Here is a 14,337-nt window from a genome sequence, read left to right as displayed (position 1 = left end):
AGGCCCGCCGCTCGGCAGTTCGCAGGAGATCGGAACCGGTCGTAGCGTAGGGCGCATGCGAACCACCACGCTGGGCAGTGCGGGCCCCGAGGTCGGCGTCATCGGTCTCGGGTGCATGGGCATGAGCCACGGGTACGACATCACCGGCCCCCGGGACGACGACACGTCGATCTCCGTCATCCGACAGGCGCTGGACCTGGGCGCCACCCTGATCGACACGTCGGACGTATATGGGCCGTACACCAACGAAGAGCTGGTCGGCCGGGCGTTGGCCGGCGGCCACCGGGAGCGGGCCGTCCTGGCCACCAAGGTCGGGCTGGTGGTCACATCCCCCACCGGTGGCCCCGGCAACTCGCCGACCATCGGCAACAACGGCCGCCCGGAGCACATCCGCGCGGCGATCGACGACAGCCTGCGCCGGCTCGGCACCGACCACGTCGACCTCTACCAGCTGCACCGGGTCGACCCCGACGTGCCGATCGAGGAGTCCTGGGGTGCGATGGCGGAGGTCGTGGCGGCGGGCAAGGCCCGACAGCTCGGCCTGTCCGAGGTGACGGTGGCCCAGATCGTGCGGGCCCAGGCGGTGCACCCGGTGGCGTCGGTGCAGTCGGAGCTGTCGCTGTGGACGCGCGATCCGTTGACCGAGGTGCTGCCGTACTGCGCCCAGCAGGGCATCGCCTTCCTGCCGTTCTCCCCGCTGGGCCGAGGCTTCCTCGCCGGCCGGTTCACCTCGTTCGACGATCTGCCCACCGACGACTTCCGGCGTGGCCTGCCGCGATTCCAGCAGGACGCGCTCCGCGTCAATCTCGCCATCGTCGGCCGGGTCCGCGAGATCGCCGATCGGGCCGGGGTCAGCCCCGCGCAGGTCGCCCTCGCGTGGGTGGTCGCCCAGGACCGCTACATCATTCCGATCCCCGGCACCAAGACCCCGAAGTACCTGGTGGACAACAGCGCGGCCGGCGACGTGCGGCTCAGCGCCGAGGACCTGGCCGACCTCGACGCCCTGCCCTCGCCCGAAGGTGGCCGTTACTGAGGCTCGACGCCTCGTCACGGGCCGGCCGGCGGGACCGGGGAGCGGGCGGCCAGCCCGCCCCCGGTCAGCCGGGCCGGCCTGCGACGACCGGCGGGCCGAACTGGACCCCGACGCCGGGGGAATACAGCACGCTGACCGGCGGTCCGGCCGGCGCCGGCAGCCCGGCCGCGGTGACCAGTTCGTCGTCCAGGTGCAGCAGCTCGGCCCGGTGCAGCGGCCAGCGCGGGTGCCAGTTCGGCAGGTGCAGCGTGCGCCCGTACGCCCGGGTGTGCAGCCCCCAGCGGGCGGTGACGAAGTGCTCCAGCGGCGTCGGGTCGGCGATCCGCTCCCCCACCCGGACCGCCATCCGGCTCGTCGTCCCGGCCGGGCCGGGCCAGCGGCGTCGGCACCGATAGGTGAGCCGGTCACCGTCGCGGTCCAGGCGCATCGACGACCACAGGTACGGCAGCCGCAGCGTCGCCCGGGCGACCAGCACCGGGACCAGCCGGGACGCGTCGAGCGACCGGAACACCACCGCACGCCGGCCGGTGCCGTCGACCGAGTAGAGCCGGACGTTGGTCTCCCAGAAGGTGCCGAAGTACGGCACCCCCGGGCCCCGGCCGAGGCCCAGCCCGACCATCCGGAAGCCGATCAGGCCGACGTAGCTGACACCGTCCAGGGTGTCCGGTCGGGTGCCGGCAGGCAGCAGCGGCGCGACGAGCTCCGGCGCGACGGGCCAGTGCAGGAAGGTGAGATCCTCCCAGCGCTGCCGCAGGATGGCCCGGGGGAACGTCTGCTGGGGCTCGCAGTCGACCGGCTCGATGTCCACCCCGTCATCCTGCCCTGGCTCACGCGTGCGGACCGACAGCCACCGTGCCGATGGTCAGCGACGGAGTGCCTTCCAGGATCTGGCCGACCCGCTCGACCTGCTCCTCCAACGCCTCCCGTTGGCCGGCGCCGAGCGCCCGCAACGGCTCGACCGTGACCTGGATGGCGCGGCCGGAACGACGGTGGTGCCACACCCCGGCGACCGTGCCGTCGACCAGCAGCACCGGGTAGTTGCCGGCCTGCCCTCGGGCCAGTGCCCGCTCGGCGGCCGCCCCTGGGAAGAGCAGTTCGCGCGGGTGGCAACCCACGGTGTACGCGTCGAAGTAGGGCAGCAACCGCAACCCGGTCGGCCGGTCGTCCGGAAAGTCGGTGTCACCGGCCGCCACCCACGCCCGCGTGCCCGCCACCGTCACGGCCGCCAGGTCCAGTGACTCGAACAGCTTCACCGCCCACGGCGCGGGTACCGCCAGCCACCGGGCGAACTGCGCCGGGGTGGCCGGCCCGTACGAGTACAGGTAGCGCCGGACGAGGTCGGCTAGCGCGGCCGGGCCGTCCATCGGGGCGAACCCGGGCAACCAGCGGGCCGGGCTGGTGTACGTGGTGGCGCGGGCGCGGTTGGGGCCGAAGCAGATGGCCCCGCTCCGGGTTGCGGCCCCCATGGCGGCGATCCACCGGGGCCACTTGTCCTGGAACGCGTCGATCACCCGCTCGCCGGCCCAGGGACCGGTGCGAGCGACCACCTGCTCGGTCAACTCGGCGGTGGTCAGCTCGGCCTCGGCCAGGGCGTCGGCGATGGCCCCGATCACCTGCGCGGTCTGCTCGGTGGTCAGCAGGTTCTTCTCGTGCGGTGGGATCGGCAGCGCCGACAGCGCGCCGGTCCACATCGGCAGGTCTGCGGCGGCGAGCAGGTGCACGGTCCCGCGCGGCCCGCGGCTCTTGACCACGGTGCGGTCCGTCCACACTGCCTGGCGCACCAGGGTACGGGTGGCACCCGGGACCCGTAGCCCGACGGACAACTCGGCGGCGGCGGCGACCTGGGCATGCGCCCCGCACATCACGGACACCACGGCGGCGACCGCGTCCGCGGCCGGCTCGGATCCCGCCTCGGTCGACCCCGCCGTGAGCGCGTGCCGCTCCAGGCGCCGGGCGCACACCTGCGCCCAGCTCACGTCGGTCACCGCAGGCCCGCGAAGAAGGCACGGATGTCCGCCGCGTGCGCCAACGGCTCATCCATGGCCACGAAGTGGCTGCCCGGGTTGCCCTCCGGCCAGTGGACGATGGTGTTGTCCCGCTCGGCGAGGCGCCGCATCAGCGCGGACCCGCCGCCGTACACGCCGGACGGCACCCGCTGCTGTCCCCTGGGCCAGGCGAACCCGCCGTCGTCAGCCAGTGTGAGACGCTCGTACATGGGCCACGAGGACGACCCCGACGTGCCGGTGAACCAGTAGAGGCTCACGTTGGTGAGCAGGTGGTCCCGGTCGATGGCCTGCTCGGGGGTCGGAACCGTCATGGTGAACTCCTTGAACTTCTGCATCATCCAGGCCAGCAGCCCGACCGGCGAGTCAGTCCAGGCGTACGAGAAGGTCTGTGGCGCGGCCCGCAGCAGCGCGTGATGGTCCACGCCGCCGCTCATCCACTGCTGCATCTGCTCCCACTCGGCGCGTTCCGCCTCGGTCATGCCTGGTACGTCGGCGGCGGTCGGGAAGCCGAACCCGCCGTTGATGTGCACGCCCACCACCTGCTCCGGCGCCACCGTCGCCACCTCCGGCGCGATGTACGCACCGAGGTCGCCGCCCTGGGTGCCGTAGCGGTGGTAGCCGAGGCGGGTCATCAGCTCGGCCCACATCCGGGCGACCCGGTCGACCGTGAACCCGTCCGGTGGCGCCTGCGAGAAACCGTAGCCGGGCACCGACGGCACGACCACGTGAAACGCCTGCGCCGGGTCCGCGCCATGGGCACGCGGGTCGGTCAGCGGGCCGATGAGCTCGGTGAACTCGACCACGGAGTTCGGCCAGCCGTGCGTCAGCAGCAACGGCAGCGCGTCCGGCTCCGGCGAGCGGACGTGCAGCAGGTGCACGTCCAGCCCGTCGATCTCGATGACGAGTTGCGGGAACTCGTTCAGCCGCGCCTCGTGCGCCCGCCAGTCGTAACCGTTCGCCCAGTACTCGGCCAGCTCGCGGAGGTAGTCCACCGGCACCCCCCGGCTCCAACCGGTGCCGGGCAACGAGCGCGGCCACCGGGTGCGGGAGAGCCGGTCACGCAGGTCGTCGAGGTCCGATTGCGGGATGTCGATGCGGAATGGCGTCATGCCGGCCACGCTACGGCCCATGTAGGTCAGGTTCTGACACACATGGCTGGCATTCTGGAGCCATGTCCGACACCCCCGCCCGACTGCTGGGCCTGCTGTCGCTGTTGCAGACCCCGCGCGAGTGGCCCGGCAGCGAACTGGCCACCCGGCTCGGCGTCAGCCTGCGCACCATCCGCCGCGACGTGGAGCGGCTGCGCGACCTCGGCTACCCGGTGCAGGCCACGATGGGCGCGATCGGCGGGTACCGCCTGGTCGCCGGCACGGCGATGCCGCCGCTGCTGCTCGACGACGAGGAGGCGGTGGCGATCGCGGTTGGCCTGCGTACCGCCGCCGGTCACGCGGTGGTCGGCATCGAGGAGGCCTCGGTGCGGGCGCTGGCGAAGCTCGAACAGGTGCTGCCGTCCCGGCTGCGCCACCGCGTCAGCGCGCTGGGGGCGGCCACCGAACCGCTGCTCACCTGGGGCCGACCGACGGTCGACCCCGAGCACCTGAGCGCGCTGGCCGCCGCCGTCACCAACCGCGAACAACTGCGGTTCACCTACCGCCGGCGCGACGGCGTCGGCGGCGAGCGGCTGGTCGAGCCGTACAAGCTGGTGTCGGCGGGCCGCCGCTGGTACCTGGTGGGCTACGACAACGACCGGGGCGACTGGCGGATGTTCCGGGTCGATCGGATCAGCGCGCAGCGGACCACCCGGACGCGTGTCCCGCCCCGCCCGCTGCCGGCCACCGACGCCGCGGCGTTCGTGACGGAGAAGCTGCTGGAGCTCACGCCCGTCTACCGGGCGGTGGTGATCCTGCACGCACCGGTCGAGCGGATGGCCGGCCCGCTCGGCGGCTCCCCGGTCGACCTGGAGCCGATCGACGCCGCCAGTTGCCGGCTGCGCAGTCACGCCGACACCCTGGACTGGCTGGCGTGGCGCCTGCTGACCCTGGGCTGCGAGTTCGAGGTGCACGAGCCACCGGAGCTGATCGCGTACCTCCGCGGGATCGGCGGCCGGGCGACCCGCGCGGCCGGCCCGCAGCCCGGGTAGGCGTGGTGGAGCTGCTGGAACACTGATCCGTTCCGCGCCTCGTACCCCGAGGTCCGCCAGCCGTGCCCGGCCGGCCCTCGGGATGCGGTGCCGGCGGGCGGTCATAGGCTGGTCCCATCGCTGCACCGTGACGAAGAGGAGACCACCGTGAGCCAGACCGAGCGGATGGATTCCGTCGAGGAGTGGAACGTGGCCGAGGACGACGGAGTCCTGGACGCCTCCGACACCCTGGACGACGACCGCGTCAGCGACCCACTCGACACCGGCATCATCGCCGAGGACCACTGGACGGCCGCGAACCGGTTCGGCACCACGCCCGCCGAGGAGCGGGCGGGCGAGTCCTTGGAGCAGCACCTCGCCCAGGAGGAACCGGACCTCGACCCGTACGCCGAGGGCGGCGACGACGAGGACGAGCTGACCCGCCGGGGGTACGAGCGCGAGGCGCGCGCGGGCCGTCTCGTCGCCTACGACGAGGGCCTTGGCGAGGACGAGGAGGCCGAGTCGGTGGCGTGGGACGCCGGGATCGACGCGGGCGCCGCCAGCGCGGAGGAAGCCGCGATCCACCTGGTCGAGGACCCTGACGGGCCCGGGGACGGCCCGCTTCGCTGAGCGCCGCGCCGCCGCGCTCAGCACCACGAGGGGCGCTGAGCGCGGCGGGCGGGGTCGATCAGTGGATGACGACGGGTGCCTTGGCCAGCTCGCCCTGGTCGTCGAGCGGCTGCGCCGGCTGGCGCCTGCGCGGCAGCAGGGCAGCCGGGATGAAGGTGAGCAGCACCAGCGCGAACGCGACCCAGAACGTGGTGGCGAACGACTTGGCGGCGAAGTCGAGCCCCCGCTCGATGAGCGACGGGTCCACCGGCATCTGCTGGAGCAGCTCCGGCCGCTGCTGGGAGGCGATGGCCAGCCCGGCCTCGGTGACCGGTTCACCGCTCGGGTCCACCAGCCCGGGGATCGGCCGGGAGCCGTTCAGCTCGTTGGTGAGGATCACCGACATCACCGCGGCGCCGATCGACCCGCCGATCTGCTGGAGGATGTTGACCAGCGTCGAGCCGCGAGCCACGTCGTGGGCCTGCAACGTCCGCAGCGCCGACGTCATGATCGGCATCATCGTGCCGCCCATGCCCAGGCCCATCACGAACAACGAGCCGCCGAGCAGCCAGTACGAGGTCTGCGGGTCGACCTGGGTGAAGGTGAAGAACCCGGCGACGATGAGCGCCAGCGCGAACGGAACCGTGCGACCGATGGGCACCCGGTCGGCCAGCGTGCCGGCGATCGGCATGGTGATCATCGCGCCGATGCCCTGCGGCGCCATCAGCAGACCGGCCGCCAGCGTCGTCTCGCCGCGCACCTGCAGGAAGTAGCTCGGGAACAGCAGGCCGGCGCCCATGAACGCGATGATGAAGACGAACAGCGTCAGCGAGGCGATGGTCAGGTTGCGGTTGGTGAACAGCCGCAGGTCGAGCAGCGGGTGCCGGGGCTTGAAGGAGTAGAGGACGAACGCCACCACCAGCGCGGCGCCGACCAGCATGGGAGCCCACACCTTGGTCTCGGCGAAGGTGCCCGTCTCCGGCAGTGACGAGATGCCGTAGAGGAAGAGGGCGAGCCCCGGCGAGAGCATCAGCATGCCGACGAAGTCGAACGACTCCGACGGCTCGGGGGCGTCCTTCGGCAGCGCCATCTGCGCGTAGATCAGCGCGACGACGCCGATCGGCAGGTTGATCAGGAAGATCCAGTGCCAGCTCGCGGTGTCGATCAGCCAGCCACCGAGGATCGGGCCCCCGATCGGCCCGAGCAGCATCGGGATGCCGAGAACCGCCATCAACCGGCCGATCCGGTGCGGCCCGGCCGCCCGGGTCATGATGGTCATGCCCAGCGGCATGAGCATGCCGCCGCCGAGGCCCTGCAGGACGCGGTAGCCGATCAGCTCGCCGATCGTGTCGGCGGTGGCGCAGAGCCCGGACCCGATTGTGAACAGGGCCAGCGCCACCATGTAGAGGCGTTTGGTGCCGAACCGGTCGGCCGCCCACCCGCTGAGCGGGATCACTGTGGCCAACGCGAGGGTGTAAGCGGTCATCGTCCACGCGACGCGGGCGTAGGACGCGTCGAACTCGGTCTGGAAGGTGGGCAGCGCCACGCTGACCACCGTCACGTCGAGGATCGACATGATCGCGCCGAGGACGACGACGCCGGCCACCTTGAGCACCGCGGCGTCGAGCTTGTCCGATGTCGCGACGGATTGCTGTGTCACAAACTCTCCTGAAGTCGGTTGAGCCGCCGAATGGTGGGTGGTGGCGGCGGTGCCGCGCCGACCAGGCGCGGGACGCGACGCACCGAGGCGACGACGCGCGCAGGCAGACTAACCGGCAGCACCGACGGTTCGCCGCCGGTTTTACGACCACAGCGGCGGCGCGTCCGATCAGCCCCCCGACTGGAACCGGACGTCGGGGTGTCGCTCACCGAGCGGACCGCCCGGCCACCGTCGAGGGCAGCCGGGCCAGGGTGGCCCGATATGGGAGGCGCGGCGCCGGACGGCGACCGGTCAGGCGGTGATCATCGGCACGGCGGCGGTCAGCGCCCAGTCGTGCCCGATGTCGGCCGCCGCGCGCAGCAACTTCGGCAGGTGGTCGTCGAGCAGCGTCTCCAGCGACGTCTCGGCGGCGTGCACGGTCACGTTGATCGCGGCGACGACCCGGCCGTCGCCGTCGCGCACACCGGTGGCGACGGACCGGATGCCCGGAGCCAGATCCTGGTCGGCGAGGGCCCAGCCCTTCGCCCGGACCTCGCGCAACACGGCGTCCAGTTCACTTGGCGAGGGCTGCCAGCGGGGCGTGATGCCGGAGCGGGTCGGCTCGGCGAGCACGGCGGCCAGCGTCTCCGGCGGCAGGCCCGCGAGCAGCACCTTGCCCATCGACGTCGCGGGGGCCGGGAAGCGCGTGCCGATGGTGACGGCGAGCGTGACGATCTTCGGTACGGCCACGCGTGCGACGTAGACGATGTCGCTGCCGTCGAGCTGGGCCATCGAGGTCGACTCGTTGGTCTGGGCGACCAGCTTCTCCATGTGCGGGCGGGCCACGTCCCACATGCTCAGCGCGTTGACGTACGCCATCCCCAGTTCCAGGACACGCGGGGTAAGGGCGTGGCCACGGCCGACCGCGCGGACGTAGCCCAGCGACTCGAGGGTGATGAGGATGCGCCGGACCGTGGGCCGTGCCAGGCCGGTGGCGGCGGCGATCTCGCTGAGCGTCGTCGACGGGCAACCGGGACGGAAGGAGCGCAGGACGTCGAGACCACGGGCGAGAGCCTCGATGAAGTCGGGTCCAGCGCCCCTTCCGTTGTCACTCATGCGCTCAATGCTTCCACTGCGCCGAGCCGGCGTCCCACTCGGTGTACTGGTACGGGTTCTCCAGGATCGCGGTCTCGGGGATGTCCGGGTTCATGCCCCGCTGCCACGCCTCCTCCCCCATGGTCTCGCGGAGGTGATCGATGGTGGCGGCCACCTTGGCCCGCGCGGCGGCGAGGTCGACGTCGACCAGGCGGCCGTCGCGCTTGACCACCCGACCGCCCACCAGCACGGTGTGCACGTCGCCGCGTTGGGCCTGGAAGACGACGTGACCGTGCGGGTTCAGGATCGGGAACATCACCGGCGAGGCGTCGTTCTTGATCAGGACAACGTCGGCCTGCCGGCCTGGGGTGAGGGCGCCGATCGTGGCGTCCATGCCGAGGGCCCGGGCACCGCCCCGGGTGGCCCACTCGACGACCTGCTCGGCCCGCAGGTGGCAGTGGGTGATGGTGTCCTGCTTGGCGTGCGCCTCCAGGTGCTCCCGGGACCGGTCGGCGCCGAGCGTGCTCCGCATCGCCGAGAAGAGATCCCCGCTCCACCACACGCTGGTGTCCATGGAGAGCGACACCGGGATGTCGTGATGGCGCAGCTGCCAGGTGGGCGGGTAGCCCTGCCCGGCGCTCTGCTCACTCTCGGTCGAGACGGAGACGGAGCCGCCGGTGGCGGCGATCCGGTTGTACGAGTCGTGGGTGAGCGTCGCGGCGTGCACGTAGACGGTCGAGGGGTTCATGAAGCCGTGCTCGTGCATCAGTCGGATGCCGTCGTCGTTGGTGGCGCCCCACACACCGGCGTGCGTGGTCACCGCAGCGCCCAGTTCCCGAGCCACCTCGAAGGCGGCCTGCTCCGGGAAGGCGGGATCGCCGGTGACGTCGAACGCCATCTGGAAGCCGGCCAGCTTGCCGCCGTCGATCCGGCGACGATGGAAGTCGCGGAACTCCGGCGAGGCGGCCCACTCCCACGGGCCCTGCTGGATGTTGCCGTAGGCGAGCACGAACCGTCCGGGCACCGCCTCGAGGGCGTCGACGGCCGCGTCGGCGTGGTCGGGTGTCTGCAGGCCGTGCGACCAGTCGACGGTGGTCGTGACGCCCGCGTCGATCGCCTCGATGGCGCCGAGCAGGTTGCCGGCGTACACGTCCTCGGGCCGGAACAGCTTGCCGGACTCCAGGTAGTACCAGACGAAGTACTGCGTCAGGGTCCAGTCGGCGCCGTACCCGCGCATGGCGGTCTGCCACATGTGCCGGTGGGTGTCCACCATTCCGGGCATGAGGATGCCGTCGGTGGCGTCGATCTCCAGGGCGTCGTCGGGAGCGGTGAGGCCGACGCCGACCTCCGCGAACCGGTCGCCGATGACCAGCACGTCGGCGCCGGGCAGCACCGTGTGTGCGTCGTCCATGGTGAGAACCAGGCCGTTGCGGAAGACCACCGGCCGGTCGGTTGCGCTCATCGCCACCCATTCCTTTCGGGTACGAGGGATCCGGACCGTTGTCCGCTGTGCGGCCAGCCCGAGTGGCGCAAGTGTGGTACCGGTCACGATTCGTGTCAAGGGCGTGTTTCGGTGCGGTGAACCGGCCGTTGACAGCCCTCGCGCGGTGACGCAAGCTGTTTCGGCGGACAGGTGTCCGCAGAACGGGCGGAAACATGGTGCAGCATTCGACGGGGCCGCTGGCCGGCCTGCTCGTCGCGGACTTCTCCCGGATCCTCGCCGGGCCGTACGCGACGATGCTCCTCGCAGACCTGGGCGCGCAGGTGATCAAGGTGGAGAGCCCCGGTGGCGACGACACCCGCACCTGGATGCCGCCCACCCGCGACGGCGTCTCGACGTACTACCTCGGCATCAACCGCAACAAGCGGTCGATCGCCCTCGATCTCAAGGACCCGGACGACCTGGCGGCCGCACAGGAGCTGGCCCGCCGCGCCGACGTGATGATCGAGAACTTCCGGCCCGGCGGCCTCGCCCGGTTCGGCCTCGACTATGACAGCGTCACCGCCGGCAACGAGAAGATCGTGTACGCGAGCATCAGCGGGTTCGGCACCGGCGCCGGCAGGGACTTCCCCGGCTACGACCTGATGGTGCAGGCGATCTCCGGGCTGATGAGCCTCACCGGTGACCCGGACGGCTCGCCGTACCGAGCCGGCATCTCCGTCTTCGACGTGATGGCCGGCCTGCACGCGAGCATCGGCATCCTCGCCGCGCTGCACCACCGCGACGCGACCGGGCAGGGTCAGCACGTCGAGGTCAACCTGCTCAGCTCCGCGCTGTCCGGCCTGGTCAACCACTCCAGCGGCTACGTCGCCGGCGGCACCGTCCCGTTCCGGATGGGCAACGCGCACCCCAGCCTCTTCCCGTACGAGCCGCTGCCCACCGCGGACGGCGAGCTGATCGTCATCGCCGGCAACGACGGGCAGTTCCGCAAGCTCTGCCAGGTGCTCGACCTGCCCACCCTCCCCGACGACCCGCGCTTCGGGCGCAACCAGGACCGCACGGCCAATCGCGAGCAGTTGCGGCCCCTGCTCGTCGAACGGCTCGCCGAGCGCACCAAGGACGAGTGGTTCCGGGACCTGCTCGCCGCAGGTGTCCCCTGCGCGCCGATCAACACGATCGACGGCGGCGTGGCGCTCGCCCAGGAGTTGGGGCTGGACCCGGTGGTCGCCGTCGGTGACGTGCCGGGGGTCCGCAACCCCATCACCTTCTCCGACACCCCGGCCCGGTACGAGCTGCCGCCGCCCGGGCTCGACGAACACGGCGAGGAGATCCGCGCGTGGCTGAAGAACTGAGCTTCCCGACCGGGATCGGCACGTCCGACCCGACCACCATCTCGCTGCTCGGACAGGACCTGGCCAACGACCTGATGGGCAAGGTCGGCTTCGGCGAGCTGGCGTACTGGCTGGTCGCTGGCCGCCGTCCCACCCCGGGCGAGGTACGGGTGTTCGAGGCGGTGCTGGTGGCGCTCGCCGACCACGGCTTCACCCCGACGGCGATCGCGGCCCGGCTGACCTACCTCTCCGCGCCCGAGTCGCTGCAGGGCGCACTCGCCGCGGGCCTGCTCGGCGGTGGCTCCCGCTTCCTTGGCGTCACCGAGGACTGTGGACGCTTCCTCGCCGACACGCTCGCGCAGGCCGGCGAGGTCACCGACTACGACGCGGTGGCACTCGACGCCGTCACCCGGGCCAAGCAGGAGCGCCGGCTTGTCCCCGGGCTCGGGCACCCCGTGCACAAGGAGCAGGACCCGCGCGCCCCCGTACTGATCCGGATCGCCACCGAGGAGGGCGTGCACGGCCCTCACCTCCGGCTGTTCGAAGCGATCGGACGGGTGCACCCGCAGGTGCTCGGCCGTACCCTGCCGCTCAACGGCGCCGGCGTCTGCGGCGCGGCGCTCGCCGACCTCGGTCTCCCCGTCGAGATGCTGCGCGGTTTCGCCCTGCTGGCCCGCGCGGCCGGGCTGCTCGGGCACCTCGCCGAGGAGCGACGCCGGCCGCTCGGCATGGACATCTACCGCACCGTGGACCGCAACGCCGTCTACGAACCCTGACCCCCCTGCTGCAGCGAAAGGAGTGGCATGGCAACCGTCGTCGCGGTCATCGCCTCCACCCACCACCCCTTCTACTACCGGGCCAGCACGGCCACGGGCGAGGACCGGCCACCGTTCGCCGACGAGTGGACCAGCAAGATCCTGGCCTTCCGTGAGACGTTGACGCGGGCCAGGCCCGACGTGCTGGTGATGGTCGGCTCAGACCACTTCCACCAGCTCTGGCTGGACAACATGCCGCAGTTCCTGGTCGGCAAGGCGCCCAGCTACGACGCCAACTGGTACAACGAGGAGCGCGAGTTCGGTCTGCCCCGGATGCTGCTCAAGGGTCAGGAGGACCTGTCCGGGCACATCCTGCGGGCGGGTCTCGACGCCGGCTTCGACCTCGCGTTCAGCAACGAGCTGCGGATCGACCACAGCATCACCTGCCCGATCATCACGTTGCGGCCCGAGGCCGACCTGCCGATCGTGCCGATCTACACGAACATCTTCGCGCCGCCCCTGCCGCAGCCGAAGCGCTTCGTCCAGTTGGGCGCGGCGATTCGGGAGATCGTCGAGTCGTGGCCGTCGCACCTGCGGGTGGCCATCATCGGCACCGGCCACCTCTCGCTCGAACTGGGCGGGCCCCGGCAGTTCGGCCCGCACGGCCCAGACCCGGAGTTCGACCAGCGGGCGGTCGAGTGGATCGCCAACGGCGACCTCGACGGGTGCCTGCGTGAGGTCACCCTGGACAGCCTGCACTCACCCGGCAACGCCACCCACGGCTTCATGGACTTCATGCTCATGATGGGCGTGGCCGGGGCCGGCGCGAAGGCCGACCACGTCGACACCCTCGATCTGTTCCACACCATGGAGGCGTACTTCACCTGGTACCCGAACGGAGCGCCGGCGGCATGAGCAAGTACCTGCTGAACAAGTTCCTCTACATGGTCGACCGGGATCCAGAGCTGGTCGAGCGCTACCGGAGCGAGCCGCGCGAACTGGTCGCCTGGTGGGAGGCCGAGTGCGCCAACACCGTGCTCAACTCCCACAGCGGCGAGGCGAGCACCTGGCTGTGCCTCGACGACGTCGAGCGTGAGGCGCTGGCCACCCACGACCACGTGAAGCTGTTCGAGTTGGGGGCGCACCCGTTCCTCACCCTGACCCTCTTCATCGCCGTCTTCGAGCGGGACAACACCGAGCCGCTGGAGTACCAGAAGTCCTACGGCGCGCGGCTGGCCCACTTCGCGCTGCCCTACCCGGACATCGCGACGTGATCCGCGCGGCCCTGCTCAGCGCCTGCGGCACGCGACCGACGATCGCCGAGCGACCGGCCCCCGTGCCGGCCGACGGCGAGGTGGCGATCACGGTCGAGGCGGTGCCGATCACCCCGCTCGACGTGCTCTGCGCCAGCGGGACCAGCTACTTCGGCACGCCGGCCACCCCGTACGTGCCGGGCGTGCAGGGTGTCGGCCGGCTCGCCGACGGCACCGGAGTGTGGTTCGGCACCTCGGCCGGGATGAAGCCCGGGGTCGACGGCAGCATGGCGACCACGGTCGCGGTGCCCACCGCCGACGTGGTGGCGCTGCCGCCCGACGTACCGCTGACCCTGCTCGCCGCCCTCGGCCTCTCCGCCGTCGCCGCACACGCGGCCCTGACCCACTCCGGCGGCCTCGCGGCCGGCGAACAGGTCATCGTGCTCGGCGCCGGCGGTGTGGTCGGCCAGGCGGCCGTCCAGCTGGCCCTGCTCTCCGGGGCACGCCGGGTGATCGCCGTGACCCGTTCCGCCGCGGCGCGGTCCCGGGCCGAGGAGCTCGGCGCCGCGGTCTCCGTCCCGCTGCTCCCGGACGACGACGTCGCGTCCCTGGCCGACCGGCTGCGCGACGCCGCCGACGGTCCGGTCGACCTCGTCCTCGATCCGGTCTTCGGCGTCCCGGCCGCGGCGGCGCTGCGGGTGCTGCGCCCGGCTGGCCGCCTGGTCAACCTGGGCAGCGCCGCGGGCGCGACCGCGCCGATCGAGTCCGCCGTTCTCCGCAGCGGATCGTTGCGGATGATCGGCTACACCAACAACGCGCTGTCGACCGAGCAGCGGGCGGCGTCGCTGACCGTGGTGGCCGGGCACGCGGCCTCCGGTCGACTCACCGTCGACCACGAGACCGTGCCGTTCGCCTCGGTCACGGACGCCTGGTCCCGGCAGGACAACGGCACCGCGGCCGGCCGCCTCGTCCTCGCGCTCTGACCAGGCCCGACCCCAGCCAGGGATCGCGAATCCCTGGATGAACCGCACCTGGTTGGGGCTCGGCGCCGGTGCC

Annotated in this window: 14 protein-coding genes; 8 read left to right on the top strand and 6 right to left on the bottom strand. The window is 71.9% G+C overall.

What is annotated here, in order from left to right; translation table 11 throughout:
• The first annotated feature begins 55 nt into the window (after positions 1-55).
• Entirely contained in the window at positions 56-1,033 is a 978-nt protein-coding gene (locus tag ABZV00_RS31545) for an aldo/keto reductase (protein WP_355613010.1), read from the top strand.
• Positions 1,034-1,097: 64 nt separating this feature from the next.
• Here the strand turns inward: ABZV00_RS31545 and ABZV00_RS31540 are convergent, their stop codons facing one another.
• From ABZV00_RS31540 to ABZV00_RS31530, 3 genes are read right to left on the bottom strand one after another with little or no spacing between them, the layout of a single operon-like run.
• Positions 1,098-1,841, bottom strand: coding sequence for a DUF2071 domain-containing protein (locus tag ABZV00_RS31540; protein WP_355613008.1), 744 nt, complete (start codon positions 1,839-1,841; stop codon positions 1,098-1,100).
• Positions 1,842-1,860: 19 nt separating this feature from the next.
• Positions 1,861-3,009 carry a winged helix DNA-binding domain-containing protein gene (locus ABZV00_RS31535; RefSeq protein ID WP_355613006.1) on the bottom strand — a complete coding sequence of 383 codons (1,149 nt, stop codon included), beginning with the start codon at positions 3,007-3,009 and terminating at the stop codon, positions 1,861-1,863.
• A 5-nt stretch (positions 3,010-3,014) separates the two neighbouring features.
• Positions 3,015-4,148, bottom strand: a complete 1,134-nt coding sequence (locus ABZV00_RS31530) for an epoxide hydrolase (protein ID WP_355613004.1) — start codon at positions 4,146-4,148, stop codon at positions 3,015-3,017.
• Between the two features lie 62 nt (positions 4,149-4,210).
• Between ABZV00_RS31530 and ABZV00_RS31525 the strand changes: the two genes are divergently transcribed.
• Positions 4,211-5,179 carry a YafY family protein gene (locus ABZV00_RS31525; RefSeq protein WP_355613002.1) on the top strand — a complete coding sequence of 323 codons (969 nt, stop codon included), beginning with the start codon at positions 4,211-4,213 and terminating at the stop codon, positions 5,177-5,179.
• Positions 5,180-5,326: 147 nt separating this feature from the next.
• Positions 5,327-5,788, top strand: coding sequence for a DUF5709 domain-containing protein (locus ABZV00_RS31520; protein ID WP_355613000.1), 462 nt, complete (start codon positions 5,327-5,329; stop codon positions 5,786-5,788).
• Positions 5,789-5,846: 58 nt separating this feature from the next.
• On the opposite strand, the gene ABZV00_RS31515 is transcribed toward ABZV00_RS31520, so the two are convergent.
• The 3 genes from ABZV00_RS31515 to ABZV00_RS31505 all read right to left on the bottom strand — a co-directional run bounded on the left by ABZV00_RS31515 (position 5,847) and on the right by ABZV00_RS31505 (position 9,963).
• Positions 5,847-7,427, bottom strand: coding sequence for a DHA2 family efflux MFS transporter permease subunit (locus ABZV00_RS31515; RefSeq protein WP_355612998.1), 1,581 nt, complete (start codon positions 7,425-7,427; stop codon positions 5,847-5,849).
• A 291-nt stretch (positions 7,428-7,718) separates the two neighbouring features.
• Positions 7,719-8,522 (bottom strand): IclR family transcriptional regulator C-terminal domain-containing protein, encoded by an 804-nt coding sequence (locus ABZV00_RS31510; protein WP_355612996.1) that lies wholly within the window; start codon positions 8,520-8,522, stop codon positions 7,719-7,721.
• 4 nt (positions 8,523-8,526) lie between these two features.
• On the bottom strand, positions 8,527-9,963 hold the full coding sequence (locus ABZV00_RS31505; RefSeq protein WP_355612994.1) for an amidohydrolase family protein: 1,437 nt from the start codon (positions 9,961-9,963) through the stop codon (positions 8,527-8,529).
• A 194-nt stretch (positions 9,964-10,157) separates the two neighbouring features.
• Between ABZV00_RS31505 and ABZV00_RS31500 the strand changes: the two genes are divergently transcribed.
• The 5 genes from ABZV00_RS31500 to ABZV00_RS31480 are packed head-to-tail and all read left to right on the top strand — an operon-like array spanning position 10,158 to position 14,264.
• Entirely contained in the window at positions 10,158-11,294 is a 1,137-nt protein-coding gene (locus ABZV00_RS31500; protein ID WP_355612992.1) for a CoA transferase, read from the top strand.
• The gene (locus ABZV00_RS31495; protein ID WP_355612990.1) at positions 11,279-12,049 is read left to right on the top strand and encodes a citryl-CoA lyase; all 771 of its coding nucleotides are present in this window, start codon (positions 11,279-11,281) and stop codon (positions 12,047-12,049) included. Before ABZV00_RS31500 ends, ABZV00_RS31495 begins: the two co-directional genes overlap by 16 nt.
• Before the next feature lie 27 nt (positions 12,050-12,076).
• Positions 12,077-12,943 (top strand): extradiol ring-cleavage dioxygenase, encoded by an 867-nt coding sequence (locus ABZV00_RS31490; protein WP_328415908.1) that lies wholly within the window; start codon positions 12,077-12,079, stop codon positions 12,941-12,943.
• Positions 12,940-13,302 (top strand): hypothetical protein, encoded by a 363-nt coding sequence (locus tag ABZV00_RS31485; protein ID WP_355612988.1) that lies wholly within the window; start codon positions 12,940-12,942, stop codon positions 13,300-13,302. Before ABZV00_RS31490 ends, ABZV00_RS31485 begins: the two co-directional genes overlap by 4 nt.
• A complete protein-coding gene (locus tag ABZV00_RS31480; RefSeq protein WP_355612986.1) occupies positions 13,299-14,264 on the top strand; it encodes a zinc-binding alcohol dehydrogenase family protein in 966 nt (321 codons plus the stop codon). Before ABZV00_RS31485 ends, ABZV00_RS31480 begins: the two co-directional genes overlap by 4 nt.
• The last annotated feature ends 73 nt before the right edge of the window (positions 14,265-14,337 follow it).

The sequence above is a fragment of the Micromonospora sp. NPDC005173 genome (genome assembly GCF_040608515.1).
GTDB lineage: Bacteria > Actinomycetota > Actinomycetes > Mycobacteriales > Micromonosporaceae > Micromonospora.
The sequence above is the reverse complement of the archived record's forward strand: the minus strand, read 5'-3'. Positions and strand labels throughout refer to the sequence as shown.